Source organism: Flavobacterium ammonificans, from assembly GCF_020885975.1.
In the GTDB taxonomy this organism is placed as follows: domain Bacteria; phylum Bacteroidota; class Bacteroidia; order Flavobacteriales; family Flavobacteriaceae; genus Flavobacterium; species Flavobacterium ammonificans.
The window spans coordinates 81,938-97,529 of the sequence record NZ_AP025183.1; the positions used below are offsets into that span (position 1 = coordinate 81,938).

The following is a 15,592-nucleotide window of genomic DNA, read 5'->3' on the forward strand; positions in this document are numbered from 1 at the left end:
TGGTTATTAAGTACAAAATAAAAACCCTCAAGAAAACTCTTGAGGGTTTTTTACATCTAATACAAATAGGTACATCTAAACCAATAGATCTAGTATTTGTATCAAATACAATTCCACTTAACGACAATTACAATTAAAGACTAGAATTTGCACTATGAGCATCTGTCAATAAAGAGTCGTATTGTTCCGAAACTCCATGAACTAAATCTTCTATTTTTGACTGTAATTCATCCTTATAAGCCGTAGCTTTATTCATTACCTTTTTTCTGGTTTTAGATCCTTTAGCTGGTGCAAATAATACTCCCACTAAGGCCCCGATAGCAACTCCTGCTATAACTCCTACTACTACTTTGTTTGATTCCATGATTATAATGTATTAAATTAACTTTTATATTTATTTCCTTGAATAAATCGCAATAAGAAAGAGATTATGGCAATAACCAAAAGAGCGTGAATCAAACCACCTACTCCGTATCCTAAAAACCCAATAATCCATAATAATATAAGCACTAAGGCTAAAATATATAAAAAATTTCCCATGATATTTTACTAGTTTACTGTTCAACTAAATTAAAAGTAACTCCTATTTTCAAGAATAGAAATCTATTTCGTTAAACAAACATGATTATCCGATTATATTCAAAAAGAAGTATTTAAAACCGATATATTTTAGTTCTTAATTAGTATTTTTGAAAAAATATCTCTTTCCTTTTGAAAAGTAATTATTCGTACCAAATCTATTCTTCCACTACTCAACTTCCTGAAAAATGGAATGAGTTGGCCGTTGCTACAATTTTCTTATCGAGAGAGTACCTTACTATTCTTGAAAAATCAGCTCCTGCTAATATGAGCTGCCATTTTATAGGTTTATTTGAGGACGAAGATTTAGTTGGGATAGCCGTTTCTCAATTTTTAGATTTGAACCAATTGGAATCTTTTGGAGACCGAGATCAATGCATCAAATCATCCCTACGTAATATTGCCTTTAAGAATTTTTGTTCCCATATATTATTAATAGGCAACAATACCTTAACAGGACAAAACGCTTTTATAATTTCGGAAAACGCCAACAGAACTGAGGTTTTAAAAACTTTAAAAAAAGCTGTTTTAGCGCTCAAAGAAATTTTCAAAAAAAGAGGAACGAAAGTACATCTATGTTCGTTAAAAGATTTTTGCGAAGACGAATTACCCCTTTTTGAAATACCAGAATTTGATCCCTATTTGCGTTTTACAACCCAACCGAATATGCTTTTCGCGGTGAGTGACCTATGGAAAACTGAAGAAGATTATGTAGCAGCCTTATCCAAAAAATACCGTGACCAATACAAACGTGCTAGAAAAAAAGCTGCTGGATTAACCAAAAGACAATTGTCTTTAGAAGAAATTATTGCACAAGAAGAAGTAATCTATGATTTGTATTACCATGTAGCCCAAAGTGCGCCTTTCAACACCTTCTTTCTTCCTAAAAATCATTTTGCGGTTTTCAAAGAACAGCTTCAAGAAAACTTTTTGTTCTATGGGTATTTTGAAAACGAAAAATTAATTGGTTTCAATACTTTAATTAAAAACGGCAGTGATTTAGATACCTACTTTTTAGGCTATGACAACAGTGTTCAAAGAGAGAAAATGCTGTATTTAAATATGTTGTACGATATGATTGGCTATGCCATTAAAGAGCAATTTAAGACAATTATTTTTGCCCGAACAGCGCTTGAAATTAAAAGTTCGGTTGGCGCAACTCCTTTGAAAATGTATGGCATGATGCGCCACGACAACAAATTCATCAACAGACGTTTGGATTTCTTTTTTCGCTATTTAGAGCCAGAAACGATTTGGAAAGAGCGACATCCTTTTCAGGATTAAATTTTTGTTTTGCCGCTAAGGCGCTAAGGCACGAACAAATTGAACTACAAATTATCAATCTCTTCCTGAACGATTTCCCAATCCAAAAGCAATTGATCTAAGTCGGCTTTCTTTTTATTATAAGCGTTAAAGAATGAAGCGTCTTCAATATGTTTGTCGTAATTGGACGCTAACATTTTATCGTCGTGTTGAATGTCTTTTTCCAATTGCTGGATTTGACTTTCAATCTTACTTAATTTATTTTGAAGAGTTTTCCCTTTTTTCTGGTCTTCGTAGGATACTTTTTTGTTTTCTTTAGGCGCCTCTTTTTTAGCGATGTCTTTTTTCTCGACTTCACGCATGTTTTCTAAATTGCGTTGCTCCAAGAAATAGTTGATGTCTCCTAAATATTCTTTTATTTTTTGGTCTTTGAATTCGTACACAATGTTAGACATCCCTTGCAAGAAATCCCTATCGTGAGAAACCAACAATAAGGTTCCTCCAAATTTTTGCAAAGCGGCTTTCAACACATTTTTAGATTTGATATCCAAGTGGTTCGTTGGCTCATCCATCAACAACACGTTAATCGGTTGCAACAACAATTTACACAACGCTAAACGGTTTCTTTCGCCTCCAGAAAGCACTTTTACCTTCTTTTCTACATCGTCACCGCGAAACAAGAAAGAACCCAACATATCGCGTACTTTAGAGCGATTCGTATCCATAGCGGCATCTTCCATCGTCTGAAGTAAAGTGATTTCGCCATCCAAATATTCAGCTTGATTTTGAGCAAAATAACCCAACTGCACATTATGTCCCAATTTAATGGTGCCTTCGTATTCAAACTCATTTACAATCGCCTTAATAAAAGTCGATTTTCCTTGGCCATTTTGTCCCACAAAAGCAATTTTGCTTCCGCGTTCAACCAATAAATTGATGTCTTTAAGAATCGTTTTATCGCCGTAACTTTTTGTTACATTTTCTGCCTCTACTACTACTCTACCTGGTTCTTTAGACACAGGAAAAGAAATATTCATCACAGAATTATCATCTTCGTCCACCTCAATACGTTCAACTTTATCCAATTTTTTAATTAAGGATTGCGCCATCGAAGCTTTGGATGCTTTGGCACGGAACTTCTCAATCAACTTTTCCGTTTCCTCAATTTTTTTGGCTTGATTTTTTTGGGTAGCCAATTGCTTTTCGCGAATTTCATGACGTAATTCCAAATACTGTGAATAGGGTTTGTTGAAATCATAAGCTTTCCCTAACGAAATTTCGATAGTTCTATTGGTCACATTGTCCAAAAACATTTTGTCGTGCGAAACAATCACCACCACACCAGGGAAATTACGTAAAAATCCTTCTAGCCAAATGATACTCTCAATATCCAAGTGATTCGTTGGCTCATCCAGTAGTAAAATATCATTGGATTGCAATAATAATTTAGCCAATTCAATACGCATTCTCCAACCTCCAGAGAAAGTTTCAGTTTGATTATTGAAAACCTCTCTTTTAAATCCTAAACCCAACAGAATTTTTTCGGTATCGCCCACATAATTGTAGCCGCCTAATAATTCAAATCGGTGGGTATAGTCAGATAAATCTTCAATAATTTGGGAGTATTCTTCACTTTCATAATCGGTTCGAGTAACCAATTGATGATTAATTTCTTCTAGCTTTTTTTCTACAATTTTAATTTCGGTGAACGCTTCGTAGGCTTCTTCCAAAACCGTTCTTCCTTGTTCAAAGTCGATATCTTGACGCAGAAAACCCATTCGAATTTCTTTCTCTTGGGCGATACTTCCTGAATCTGGAGCAAAATCGCGTGCTAAAATTTTTAGCATGGTAGACTTTCCAGCGCCATTTTTACCTACAAGACCAACTCGGTCTCCGGCACCAAGGCGAAAAGTAACTTCTTCAAATAAATAAGAACCTCCGAATGAAACGGATAAATTGTGGATATTAAGCATAGTTTGTGACTAATGTTACATTGGTACTTTTAAAATAATGTACCTTTGTTAAAAATTTTTGCAAATGTTAAAAAAAGGATCCAAACTAAATAGTATTTTAACAGGAAGTTGTCCTAAATGTCAAAATGAAAGCATGTATGAGGATAAAAATCCGCTACATCTTGGAAAAGTCCTCAAAATGAATGAAAATTGCAGCCATTGCGGTTTGAAATATCAAATTGAACCTTCTTTCTTTTATGGCGCTATGTATGTCAGTTATGCTTTGAATGTAGCGGTAGGTGTTGCGGCATTTATTATAGCAAATGTGTTTTTAAGCTTGGACCTGGTGCAAAGTTTTTTCGCCATCATTGGAATGGTAGTACTAGCATTCCCATTTGTGGTGCGTTGGGCAAGAAATATCTACATTAATATGTTTATTTCATATGATCCAAACGCAGCTAAGCAATAAATCTACTTATTTTTATTAGCAAATCGCTGAATATCAATTTCCTTAACCAAAGGAATTTGATGTTCAATTGCATTGTATAAGGCGTCTGCCATAGCCGGCCCAAGCATTACCCCTCGGGTACCTAAACCATTCAGCAGGTGTATTCTTTTATGAACGGCATGTGTTCCTACTAGCGGTCTTCGATCTCTAACAGTTGGGCGCACTCCAGCAAAATGAGATACAATCTCGAAATCACAATCAATAATTTCTTGAATTCGTTCTATCAACTCGGCTTTTCCTTCCTCAGTAGGTAAATCGGTTTTGTCTTTCCAATTGTAAGTAGCACCCACTTTGAATAAATCATTGCCTAAGGGCAAAATAAAGACGCTGGTGTTCACAATTACATCCAAATCCAGTCCAGGAGCTTTAATAATAAATAGCTCACCTTTGGTACCGTCTAAGGGCAAATGATTGAAATACGGATTAACGTGTAGTCCAAAACCTTCTGCAAAAATGATATGCTTGGCTTTAATGTCTTTGTAGATACAACAGTTGTCTTCGAAATTAATAGCAGTATAATCGAATGATTCTTGTCGAAACCGATCAGTATCAACCAAATAATTTCTATACGATTCTAATAATGAAGCCGTATCAACATAACCTGTATGCAAAACTTCACCATAACCAAATGGAGCAGTAATGCCTTTGTATTCTTTGAAATGCAAATCTGTGGAGAGAAAAGGGGTTAAGTTTGGTTTGTCAGAAGCTGAAAACCAATTGTTCTGCTCCTCGACAGAAAAGAACTTCCTTAGAATAGGCTTTTTGAAATCAAATTGTCGATCAATTTTAGAATTTAATTGCGTATAAAAAGCATTCATGCTAACCAATTGTGATTGCGCTTCCCAAACTTCACTAAAACGCTTTAAAATAACCGGATTGTACAAACCTCCGGCAACTTTGGAAGAGCTTTGCGAATCGTTATCGATAACCAATATCGTTTTATTGTGCTGCAAAGCTTTTTCGGCAAAAGAAATTCCTGCCAATCCACAACCCGCAATTAAATAATCAATCATACTCCAAATTTGAATGATGCAAAGTAAATGCTAAAAAGAAAAAACTCCTACCTTTCGGTAAGAGTTTTTTTATATTAAAAAAAGAATTTCTTAATAATTCCACATATCTTGTTCGAAACTGCGAATTTTGTCTTTCACTCGATCTGATTCTAATAATTGACTTTGCGCATTATCTCTAATATAATCCTTAATATCTCTATCACCATATACATTCTCTTCACGGTATATCATACTGTTAAATCGACGTGAATTCAATATTTGATCAAAAGTGATTGGCATTGAAGAATTTTTTTCATTGAAAGCAGTAGCTCTAAATAATGTTTCTCTCGCATCTGGGAAAAACACCCAAAACAATTCAATGTAATCTGGATCTTCACTGTTCATAGTGTATACGTCTGGAGTTACAGGACAAATTCCTAACAAACGGTATTTTAACTCGCCTTGTCGTTTATCGAAATACCAAACTCCTTTAATTTTGTATTGAGTTACGTCTTGAGAAGTTAAATCTTGTTGAACAATATACTCAGGGGATATTTTCATACCTGCATTCAATTGTTCTCTACCAGCATCAGTTGTATCAATTCGTGACAATGAAGCTTTGATGTCTTTAAACGACTTTTTAGTATTGAAATAACTATCGGTATACACTTCAGTTATTTTACCTTTTTTGATTCCTTTAATCAATACATCATATAAAGAACGTCTTTCAGGACCAACATTTGCAGTATCAATAGGAAAGTACAATGGAAAATTAATTTTCTCAGCTAAATCAATAATTTCCCAAGTAGTTCTGCTCATTAAAATATCTCTGTCGTGAACATAGCCATAGGCTAAAGGCTTATCATTATCTGATTTTTTTTGTGCTTCAGTTTTAATTCCAATTTGGCTTGGTGATTTTGCGTTAAGCAAATTCGACTGACCAAAACTGGATATAGCACAACTTAGTGAAAAAACGGCTATTAAAAAGCTTTTAATGTTCATCATATTGAAAATATTGAGTAGCTAGTTTTACTACTAATTATTGTATTTCATAAATTACTGGAGCAGTTCTTGGCAACATATAGCTACCAGCGCCTACTAATTTTGTTTTAATCTCAGAAATAGTAACTTGATCCCCTCTTCCAGCTTTAGCTAAAACAGCTTTACATTGGGCATTCAATTTATTGCCAGGAACTACAACGGTTGGCTGTCCGGTAACTTTAAAATTAAATCCAACTACATCAAGCCCTACTTCAAAATCAAAATCAACTAATTTAGCTCCTATTGTAGAAATCTCTAAACTTGATTTAGGTCCTTTTACTACACCCATTTCGCCTCTTATAGTTCCTACTGGACCCGGAATTCCTTTAATTCTAAAAGTCTTTTTGTCTGATACTGTAGAACCATCAGGTAATTTACCCGTAACATTAATTACAGCTTCATTTCCAGCGCCAGGATTCATAACATATTTACCAGCCCCAACAGATCGTAACCCTGGACCACTCGCATTAACTTTATCTGCTGCAACTCCTGCAAACGAAATAGACATTGGATTGGAAACCCCTCTATACACTACATTCATTTTGTCAGCAGAAATAGTAGCTGAATTTGGACGAGGAACAACCACATACTTTCCTTCAAATGCCAAAGGAATAGTCTCCCCGTCTTGAACAAAAGTAAACTTACCATTGATTTTTTGCTCTCCAATACCTCCAGCAGTCATAGAAATAATAGCTTGGCCATTTTCTAGTTTACCCGGACCTTGAAAAGAAGTTGGTTTTGTATTAGCATCGTATTTACCTAATACTACTTTACCTGTAACTTTTTCACCTTGGTAATAAGCATTCTTATCCAAAATTACCAAAGCCGTAAAATTTTTCATTGACGAAGCTTCAACAGCCGCCTTACCTAATAAAATACTATAAATATCGGCTTCTGCTTTCTTAACATCATTTTGGAATGAAGTGATCTTTGTTAAAGATGCAATAGCTGGAAATCCTTTAAAATGATAGTCTAAATATTTTTTGGTAGTGCCTTCACCATCAACTACATCAGCAGTAGTCAATTTTGAACTAATCTCATCTATAACGCCTTTGAGCTTACTATTGTTACCAGCAGCAGCTTTCATATCAGCAATATATTTAGTGAAACGTTCCACTATTTCATTGCCTTTAGTTGAATAGCCATCACCTTCAAACCATCCCTCATCAATAGCAGCACCTTTATCCATTGACTCATAAGGTAATTTACCCGTCTCTTCGTCAACTTCTACTCCGTCTAACGCATCTGCCTTTAAAGTGCCTAGATAGTCATAAAATTCTTTAGATATTGCCGCTACTTTGTTGGCATCCTCACTTGCTTGTGCAAATCGTGTATCTTCTCCTGCTTTTTTATTTAAAGCCTGTAACATACTTGCATTCATTGATTCTGCACTTAAATTTGCAGCATCAAATTTTTCGTTCATCAATCCAAAAGCCGATAATACTTCTTTGGACATGTTTAAAGCTAACATTGCGATGAAAACCAGATACATCAGGTTTACCATCTTCTGTCTAGGACTTAATTTTCCTCCTGCCATTGTATTTTAAATAATTAGTTAGTAAAGTAATTTAGTTTAAAAACCAATTATTATCCTTTGTTACTCATTGCAGAAAGCATTCCACCATACACTGCATTCAAAGAAGCAATATTTGCAGTCATAGATTGCATTTGTTGTTTCAACATGGCCGCATTTTCAGCGATATCTTTATTAGCTTCAGCATTTACCGAAGCACTTTCTAATTGTAATTTATACAAATTGTTTAAAGACTCCATTTGAGCTGCAGCTTTTGTCAATTCTTCACTATATTTTTTAGTAGAAGCCAAAGAATCTACTGTTGGAGCAATTCCTTTTGCAGCCGACTCGAAATTTTTGATACTATTCCCTAAACTAGCCATTAATTCACCATCAATTTTAGCTTCTTTTAACATCGTATCTAATTTTTGAGAAAGTAATCCATCTGCATCAGATGCGTCTTCCTTCTTCTTTGCTTTTGGTTTTGCTTCACCACCAGCTAATTCTGGATACACTAAAGTCCAGTCTAATTCATCATCCACTTTATCAAATGCAGATAAGGCAAAAATAAAGGCCTCAGTTAAAAGTCCGACAATTAATAATTCACTAGCCCCAGTCCAGTGCTGTATTTTAAATAATGCTCCAACAATTACTACTGCCGCTCCCATACCGTAAGCGAAATTCATTACTTTTTTGTTAATTAGTGCCATTTTATTCTTTTTAAGGGGATTATTTTAATTATTTTGGTTTTTATTTTTTAGCTTTTTTTGTTGAAATTTTCTGAGTTCCCATATAGTCTTGAACCGTTCTAAAACCTATGTAACTTCTTGCAGAGTCAGCATATTCATAGTCTCTAGTAGAAACTTGTAACATATAAGCTACATCTTTCCAAGATCCTCCACGAACCACTTTTCTTTTGTTCTTATTATCTATAATGTTTGGACTCATTGTAGAAACATATTCATAAGCTCCAGAGTCATAAGCCGTAGCGGTCCATTCAGCAACATTCCCAGACATATTGTATAAATTGTAACCATTAGGATCAAATGACTTTGCTTCGACTGTATACAATGCATTATCTGCAGCATAATCTCCTCTGCTAGGTTTAAAATTAGCTAAGAAGCATCCTCTATCATTTTTGGTATAAGGTCCACCCCATGGATAGGAACCTGATTGCAAACCTCCTCTTGCAGCATATTCCCATTCTGCCTCAGAAGGTAATCTGAATTTATTAACAGTATCTCTACCTTTCTTTTTTGATTTAACGTAAGAATTTTTATATAAAGTTCTCCACTCACAAAAGGCAACTGCTTGAGAGTGCTTTACTCCAACCACTGGATAATCACCATAGGCCTTGTGCCAAAAATAGTCATTATGCATTGGTTCGTTGTAGGAGTAGGCAAAATCTTTAATCCAAACTGTAGTGTCTGGATATACTTTTACTTGTTCTGTCTTAACGAAGTCTTGCCTTTTGCCTCCTTTTGATTTTGCAGCAGCATGAATATCCAACCAAGAATAACGAAATTTTAATTTATCAACATCGATTGTTCTAACACCATTAAATGATGCTTCTAATGGTAAATACATAGAATCCATAACCTCTGAATAATATTCATCAGGATACTTCTTAGTGTCTTTAATTAATTTTGCTTTTTTATTTATTTTTCGTCCTGCATATTCATTATCTCCAGTTCCTAAACTATAATAATTATCATACATATATTTATCATAGGCATTCATTTTAGTTGGATCAGCATCGTTAAATGCGTAATCACTAATGCTACCAGAATTTTTACCTTTACCATTAGCACCCGCTTTTTGACCATTCAAATCAGCTAAAATAGCAAGACGCATGCGCATAGTTGAATCTTTTACCCATTCAACAAACTGACGGTATTCATTATTAGTAATCTCTGTTTCATCCATGTAAAACGAGGGCACGGTAACTGTTTTTGTAGGTGCATCTTCAACACCTGCAAGATCCTGATCAGACTTACCCATTATAAAGGAACCTCCAGGAACTAGTGACATTCCGTAAGGTTTTTCAGGATGCCATTTTGCACCTTTTGCTCCTACCAACTCACCTTTATCACCCGATTTTCCACAACCAACAAATAGTGTTATAATTGCTATAAATGCAATGAAATTCTTCATGTAAATTTGTCTTATGTTTTCTTTATTTTTCAATGTGTAAACCTATTTATAATTTTTGAAAAAAGCAATTTTTTTTATTTAGAAAGTAATTTACTACAATCCTGCTGTTTAAATTGTGTTTTTTCGTTGTGCTTTCCACCAGCGTTCTGGCAGCTCTTGATCACATGCCATTAAATATTCTTCATGAGAACAGGGTAATAACGTATTTCGTTTTAATTTATTGTTACCATTCACTGTAAACGGAATTTCAATCCACCAGCGATCTGTTTTATCACTTTTATAAAATACCAATTCCTCTTCTTCAATTGGTACAATATATTTTAAATAGTTTTCTCTACTCCCGAAAGGGTATTCATTGGAACGATAATGATATCCTTCAATGAAATACCAAATAATTTGAGCAATTAAAACTGATTCTTGTTCAGTGTCATTATGATTAAATATGCCAAACGAGCTTACTTTATCACTAATTCCAGCGTATCTAGCCAAGGCACATATTTCTTTTCCGTTGAAACCGTTTGGGATAAATTGTTTGAAATTACCTGAATCGGATGACTTTACGGAATTCATATCGATACTAACTAAATCTGCATCACGAAAAACAGGTTCTGCAATTGCAATATTATTTGACACTTCTCCTAATCGATACCCATCAAAAAATAATTTCTCCACCAAATCAATTTCTTCCTGAGAATTATAATAGGTTTGGTAACCAATATTGCAATAGTTGAACAAGTTGTTGGGCTCTTCAATAATTATTTTTGTCAAATAAGAAGAAGACGTAATTGCATCGCTTTCTTTTCCGAAATCAAATTTGCTATCAACCGCGACTAAATTGACCATTTGCTCTAAATCGTCGTAGGCCCTGTAAAGTGCAAAGGTCAAATCTTGAGAGCCACCAATAACAATTGGAATTACTTTATTTTTAATTAATTGTGCCGCTACTTTTTTAAGTGCAAAATAAGTATCTTGTATTGTGTTCCCAGCTTGAATATTTCCGAAATCAGCTATAGAAACATCCCAGTTCCCAGGATATAATTGATATAATTCATGGCGAACTGCTGTCAAATCAATGTCTTGTTTTCCAAAACTATTTCCTCTATTTTCTAGTACTCCTATTATACCAATTGATACTTTAGTCACTTCAGGAAAATCTTGGGAAGTATGCAAAACAATTTTGCTCCCCAATTGTTGAGAAGATAATTCGTTTCTAAAGGCGACAATTTCATTGTCTAAAGGAGATAGAAAATCAAATTCCATTTTTTACTTCTTTTTAGCAATCGGTTTTTTTGAAGCCGACGCTTTTTTTGCCGGTGCTTTTTTTGCTGCTACTTTCTTTGCAGGCGCTTTTTTGGCAATCATTTCCTGAACTTCTTCCAATGTCAATTTACTTGCATCAACATCTTTACTCAATTCAATTTTGATTTTACCTTTAGTAATCACAGAGCGTCCCCAACGAGCTTTTTCAACTAAAATCCCTTCTTCGGTCCAATTGTGAAGTACTTTGTCAATATTTTTTTGTAATTTATCTTCAATCAATTCTTCGATATCAGCTTGAGATAAGTTGTCAAAATTGTATTTCTTACTCACGTTAATAAAAAGACCATCCCATTTAATAAAAGCGCCAAAACGTCCAACACCTTTTTGCACACCTAAGCCTTTATAAGTAGCAATTGGAGCATCGGCTTGAGCTTTTTCATCAATCAATTCCTGAGCTCTTTCCATTGAAACATCTAATGGATCTTCGCCTTTTGGCAACGAAATGAAAGCAGAACCATGACGAACGTATGGTCCGTAGCGTCCATTACTCACTTCTACCTCTTCTCCTTTATACAAACCTAAATTTTTAGGTAATAAAAATAAATTCAAGGCATCTTCTAAAGTAATGTTCCCAATATTTTGATCAATTTTTAAACTCGCAAATTTCTTGTCTTCGTCTTCAGCATCTCCAATTTGAGCCATAGGTCCAAATTTTCCTAAACGAACAGAAACTGGTTTTCCTGTTGCAGGATCTGTACCCAAAATTCGTTCACCACTTTCTCTATCAGCATTCGCTTCTACGTCTTTCACATTTGGGTGAAATTTATCGTAAAACTCTTGCATCATCTTTGCCCATTCAATATTACCTTCGGCAATTTCGTCAAAATCTTGCTCTACTTTTGCCGTAAAATTATAATCTAAAATAGCTCCGAAATTTTTCACCAAGAAATCAGTGACAATAGTTCCAATATCTGTTGGAACTAATTTTCCTTTATCAGAACCTGTATTTTCTTTTAATACTTTCTCCACTACTTTACCAGCTTGCAAAGTTAGTTGAGTGTATTTTCTTTCTTGTCCTTCTAAATTTCCTTTTTCAACATAATTTCTATTGATAATTGTAGAAATTGTTGGCGCGTAGGTTGAAGGACGACCAATTCCTAATTCTTCTAGTTTTTTAACCAAAGAAGCCTCCGTATATCTAGCTGCAGCTCTTGAATACCTTTCGGTAGCTGTAATATAATTATTCTGTAATCTTTCATTCACTTTTAGTGCTGGCAACATGCCTTCTTGTTCTTCATCATCTTCGTCATTTCCTTCCAAATACACTTTCAAGAAACCTTCAAAAAGTAAAACTTCTCCAGAAGCCGTAAAGACTTCACTATGATTATTGGCTTCAATTTTAACATTGGTGCGTTCTAATTCGGCATCACTCATTTGCGAAGCTAAAGTTCGTTTCCAAATCAAATCATACAAACGCGCTTGATCCCTATCGATATTAACGGTGTGACGTGACATATCTGTTGGACGAATGGCTTCGTGGGCTTCTTGAGCACCTTTACTCTTATTAGCAAACGTACGTGGTTTTGAAAATTCTTTACCGTAAGACTTAATGATCTCAGCCTGTGCTGCGTCCATTGCATCTTTGGACAAGTTTACACTATCTGTTCTCATATAGGTAATTAACCCCGCCTCATACAAACGTTGCGCTAACTGCATCGTAATTCCAACTGGTAAATACAATTTACGAGCGGCTTCTTGTTGTAAAGTAGAAGTAGTAAATGGCGCAGTTGGTGATTTTTTTGTAGGCTTAGTTTCTAACTCACCTACTTTATAGGTGGAAGCACTGTTTTTTTGTAAAAAATCTTCTGCTTCTTTTTTGGTATTGAAATTTTTAGGCAACTTCGCCTTAACAATTTTTCCTGCTTCATTAGTAAACTCAGCAGTAACTGAATAACTGGCAACTGGTTTAAAGTTTTGTATCTCGCGTTCGCGTTCTACAATCAAACGGACAGAAACAGATTGGACACGACCAGCTGAAAGACCTCCTTTTACTTTTCTCCACAAAACAGGCGATAATTCATACCCAACCAATCGGTCTAAAACACGACGCGCTTGTTGTGCGTTTACTAAATTATAGTCGATTTCGCGAGGATTATCAATAGCTTTTAAAATAGCCGTCTTCGTGATTTCGTGAAAAACGATACGTTTTGTTTTCTTTTTGTCTAATTTTAATTCTTCGGATAAGTGCCAAGAAATCGCTTCTCCCTCACGGTCCTCATCGGAAGCCAACCAAACCATTTCAGCATTTTTTGACAATGTTTTTAGTTTGCTAACCAATGCTTTTTTATCGGCAGAAACTTCGTATTTAGGTTTGAAACCATTTTCAACATCTACACCAATTTCTTTGGAAGGCAAGTCGGCAATATGACCATAACTTGACTCAACTTGATAGTCACTTCCTAGGAATTTTTCGATTGTTTTAGCCTTTGCAGGTGATTCCACTATAACTAAATTCTTTGCCATATACCATTTGTTTGAAGGTGCAAAAGTATGGGATTTTTTTAAATTTTAAGTTTTTTAAATTTTAAATGTAAATTTTACCGACTAAAAACGCATTTTAACGACAGTTCATTTATATAACTGGATTTGTTCTGAAATGACTATTTATTTCCGTACTTTTAAATTACTCCCAAAATTTCTCATTTCAAAACGACCTCTAAAATACTGTTAAAACTAGACTGCCATCTTGTCATATTTCTTAAAATAGACGTATATTTGCACTTTGAAAAATGAACATGGAAAAAGTAATTGTAGAAAGTAAACAAGGTGAAAGCCTCGTTTTAGAACAAAAAAAAGAGAATACTAAAAAACTTTTTATAGAAAGTTATGGTTGTGCTATGAATTTCTCAGATAGTGAAATCGTAGCTTCAATTCTATCTGACAATGGTTTTAATACGACACAAATATTAGAAGAAGCTGACTTGGTATTAGTCAATACCTGTTCCATTCGCGACAAGGCTGAACAAACCATCCGCAAACGTTTAGAAAAATACAATGCTGTAAAACGAATTAATCCCAAAATGAAAGTGGGCGTTTTAGGCTGTATGGCCGAACGTTTGAAAAGTCAATTCTTAGAAGAAGAAAAAATAGTAGACTTAGTAGTTGGTCCTGATGCCTATAAAGATTTACCCAACTTGCTGGCCGAAGTCGAAGAAGGACGTGATGCTATCAATGTGATACTTTCTAAAGAAGAAACTTATGGAGATATTGCTCCAGTTCGTTTAATGAGCAATGGTATAACGGCTTTGGTTTCCATCACCCGTGGTTGCGATAATATGTGTACGTTTTGCGTAGTCCCTTTCACTCGTGGTCGTGAACGCAGTCGTGAACCACAAAGTATAATGAAAGAAATCCAAGACTTGTGGGATAACGGATTTAAAGAAATAACTCTTTTAGGACAAAATGTAGATAGCTATTTATGGTATGGTGGCGGATTGAAAAAAGATTTTGAAAACGCTAGCGAAATCCAAAAAGCTACAGCTATTAAGTTTGATCAATTATTAGAAAATGTTGCAGTTACTTTTCCTAAAATGCGCATCCGATTTTCGACTTCTAATCCGCAAGATATGCATGAAGAAGTACTTCATGTTATTGCCAAATACCCAAACATCTGCAAACACATTCACCTACCTGTGCAATCTGGAAGCAATCGTATCTTAAAGGAAATGAACCGTTTGCATACACGTGAAGAATATATGACATTGATTGACAAAATCAGAACCATAATTCCGAATTGCTCTATTTCTCAAGATATGATTGCTGGTTTTCCAACAGAAACCGAAGAAGATCATCAAGACACTTTGAGTTTAATGAAATATGTAAAATATAACTTTGGCTATATGTATTCGTATTCGGAACGCCCAGGTACTTTGGCCGGACGCAAAATGGAAGATGATGTACCTGAAGAAACAAAAGCTAGACGCCTACAAGAAATTGTGGACTTACAACAAAAGCACGCTTGGTTCCGATCTGAAGAATTCATCGGGCAAACTGTAGAAGTTTTGGTTGAAAAAGTGTCAAAAAAATCAAAAGAAGAATTTTCTGGACGTAATTCACAGAGTATTACGGTAGTTTTTCCAAAAGAAAATTACAAAATAGGGGATTTCGTGAATGTAAAAATCACATCTTGTACCAGCGGAACTTTAAAAGGGGAAGCTGTTGGTTTAAGTGAAATGAATTAAATAAGGTTATAGAATAGTTTAAATAAATCTGTATCCCGAAACTTTGGGACAGGGTTAACAAAAAGAGATTGCTTCGTGCCTCGCAATGA

13 protein-coding genes are annotated in these 15,592 nt (G+C 34.8%); 3 read left to right on the plus strand and 10 right to left on the minus strand.

Annotation, left to right across the window (positions count from 1 at the left end):
- Positions 1-133: 133 nt before the first annotated feature.
- Both LPC23_RS00365 and LPC23_RS00370 read right to left on the minus strand, forming a co-directional pair.
- A complete protein-coding gene (locus LPC23_RS00365) occupies positions 134-364 on the minus strand; it encodes a YtxH domain-containing protein (RefSeq protein WP_229330177.1) in 231 nt (76 codons plus the stop codon).
- 17 nt (positions 365-381) lie between these two features.
- On the minus strand, positions 382-540 hold the full coding sequence (locus LPC23_RS00370; RefSeq protein ID WP_229325404.1) for a lmo0937 family membrane protein: 159 nt from the start codon (positions 538-540) through the stop codon (positions 382-384).
- 171 nt (positions 541-711) lie between these two features.
- On the opposite strand from LPC23_RS00370, the gene LPC23_RS00375 reads away from it, so the two are divergent.
- Positions 712-1,863 (plus strand): peptidogalycan biosysnthesis protein, encoded by a 1,152-nt coding sequence (locus LPC23_RS00375; RefSeq protein WP_229330179.1) that lies wholly within the window; start codon positions 712-714, stop codon positions 1,861-1,863.
- 44 nt (positions 1,864-1,907) lie between these two features.
- Here LPC23_RS00375 and abc-f read toward each other — a convergent pair whose 3' ends face one another.
- Positions 1,908-3,815 carry a ribosomal protection-like ABC-F family protein gene (gene abc-f / locus LPC23_RS00380; protein WP_229330181.1) on the minus strand — a complete coding sequence of 636 codons (1,908 nt, stop codon included), beginning with the start codon at positions 3,813-3,815 and terminating at the stop codon, positions 1,908-1,910.
- Positions 3,816-3,879: 64 nt separating this feature from the next.
- On the opposite strand from abc-f, the gene LPC23_RS00385 reads away from it, so the two are divergent.
- The gene (locus tag LPC23_RS00385) at positions 3,880-4,263 is read left to right on the plus strand and encodes a DUF983 domain-containing protein (RefSeq protein ID WP_229330182.1); all 384 of its coding nucleotides are present in this window, start codon (positions 3,880-3,882) and stop codon (positions 4,261-4,263) included.
- A 2-nt stretch (positions 4,264-4,265) separates the two neighbouring features.
- On the opposite strand, the gene LPC23_RS00390 is transcribed toward LPC23_RS00385, so the two are convergent.
- From LPC23_RS00390 to topA, 7 genes are all read right to left on the minus strand, one after another.
- Complete coding sequence (locus LPC23_RS00390; RefSeq protein ID WP_229330184.1) at positions 4,266-5,315, minus strand: NAD(P)/FAD-dependent oxidoreductase; 1,050 nt, start codon at positions 5,313-5,315, stop codon at positions 4,266-4,268.
- A gap of 90 nt (positions 5,316-5,405) precedes the next feature.
- Positions 5,406-6,296 carry a type IX secretion system ring subunit PorN/GldN gene (gene porN / locus LPC23_RS00395; RefSeq protein WP_229331597.1) on the minus strand — a complete coding sequence of 297 codons (891 nt, stop codon included), beginning with the start codon at positions 6,294-6,296 and terminating at the stop codon, positions 5,406-5,408.
- 37 nt (positions 6,297-6,333) lie between these two features.
- Positions 6,334-7,872: a type IX secretion system motor protein PorM/GldM gene (gene porM, locus LPC23_RS00400; protein ID WP_229330186.1), complete on the minus strand. Its 1,539-nt coding sequence runs from the start codon at positions 7,870-7,872 to the stop codon at positions 6,334-6,336.
- 50 nt (positions 7,873-7,922) lie between these two features.
- Positions 7,923-8,558, minus strand: a complete 636-nt coding sequence (gene porL, locus LPC23_RS00405) for a type IX secretion system motor protein PorL/GldL (RefSeq protein WP_229330188.1) — start codon at positions 8,556-8,558, stop codon at positions 7,923-7,925.
- Between the two features lie 40 nt (positions 8,559-8,598).
- Complete coding sequence (porK, locus tag LPC23_RS00410; protein WP_229330191.1) at positions 8,599-10,002, minus strand: T9SS ring complex lipoprotein PorK/GldK; 1,404 nt, start codon at positions 10,000-10,002, stop codon at positions 8,599-8,601.
- Between the two features lie 108 nt (positions 10,003-10,110).
- Positions 10,111-11,262, minus strand: a complete 1,152-nt coding sequence (locus LPC23_RS00415; RefSeq protein WP_229330193.1) for a formimidoylglutamase — start codon at positions 11,260-11,262, stop codon at positions 10,111-10,113.
- A gap of 3 nt (positions 11,263-11,265) precedes the next feature.
- Positions 11,266-13,785, minus strand: coding sequence for a type I DNA topoisomerase (gene topA / locus LPC23_RS00420; protein ID WP_229330195.1), 2,520 nt, complete (start codon positions 13,783-13,785; stop codon positions 11,266-11,268).
- A gap of 272 nt (positions 13,786-14,057) precedes the next feature.
- Here topA and miaB point away from each other — a divergent pair, with 272 nt between their 5' ends.
- Positions 14,058-15,503: a tRNA (N6-isopentenyl adenosine(37)-C2)-methylthiotransferase MiaB gene (gene miaB / locus LPC23_RS00425; RefSeq protein WP_229330197.1), complete on the plus strand. Its 1,446-nt coding sequence runs from the start codon at positions 14,058-14,060 to the stop codon at positions 15,501-15,503.
- The last annotated feature ends 89 nt before the right edge of the window (positions 15,504-15,592 follow it).

What these genes read in the sequence shown, in the direction of transcription:
- LPC23_RS00365 (WP_229330177.1), bottom strand. Translation starts at nt 364, where the DNA reads ATGGAATCAAACAAAGTAGTAGTAGGAGTTATAGCAGGAGTTGCTATC.
- LPC23_RS00370 (WP_229325404.1), bottom strand. Translation starts at nt 540, where the DNA reads ATGGGAAATTTTTTATATATTTTAGCCTTAGTGCTTATATTATTATGG.
- abc-f (WP_229330181.1), bottom strand. Translation starts at nt 3,815, where the DNA reads ATGCTTAATATCCACAATTTATCCGTTTCATTCGGAGGTTCTTATTTA.
- LPC23_RS00385 (WP_229330182.1), top strand. Translation starts at nt 3,880, where the DNA reads ATGTTAAAAAAAGGATCCAAACTAAATAGTATTTTAACAGGAAGTTGT.
- LPC23_RS00390 (WP_229330184.1), bottom strand. Translation starts at nt 5,315, where the DNA reads ATGATTGATTATTTAATTGCGGGTTGTGGATTGGCAGGAATTTCTTTT.
- porN (WP_229331597.1), bottom strand. Translation starts at nt 6,296, where the DNA reads ATGAACATTAAAAGCTTTTTAATAGCCGTTTTTTCACTAAGTTGTGCT.
- porM (WP_229330186.1), bottom strand. Translation starts at nt 7,872, where the DNA reads ATGGCAGGAGGAAAATTAAGTCCTAGACAGAAGATGGTAAACCTGATG.
- porL (WP_229330188.1), bottom strand. Translation starts at nt 8,558, where the DNA reads ATGGCACTAATTAACAAAAAAGTAATGAATTTCGCTTACGGTATGGGA.
- porK (WP_229330191.1), bottom strand. Translation starts at nt 10,002, where the DNA reads ATGAAGAATTTCATTGCATTTATAGCAATTATAACACTATTTGTTGGT.
- LPC23_RS00415 (WP_229330193.1), bottom strand. Translation starts at nt 11,262, where the DNA reads ATGGAATTTGATTTTCTATCTCCTTTAGACAATGAAATTGTCGCCTTT.
- topA (WP_229330195.1), bottom strand. Translation starts at nt 13,785, where the DNA reads ATGGCAAAGAATTTAGTTATAGTGGAATCACCTGCAAAGGCTAAAACA.
- miaB (WP_229330197.1), top strand. Translation starts at nt 14,058, where the DNA reads ATGGAAAAAGTAATTGTAGAAAGTAAACAAGGTGAAAGCCTCGTTTTA.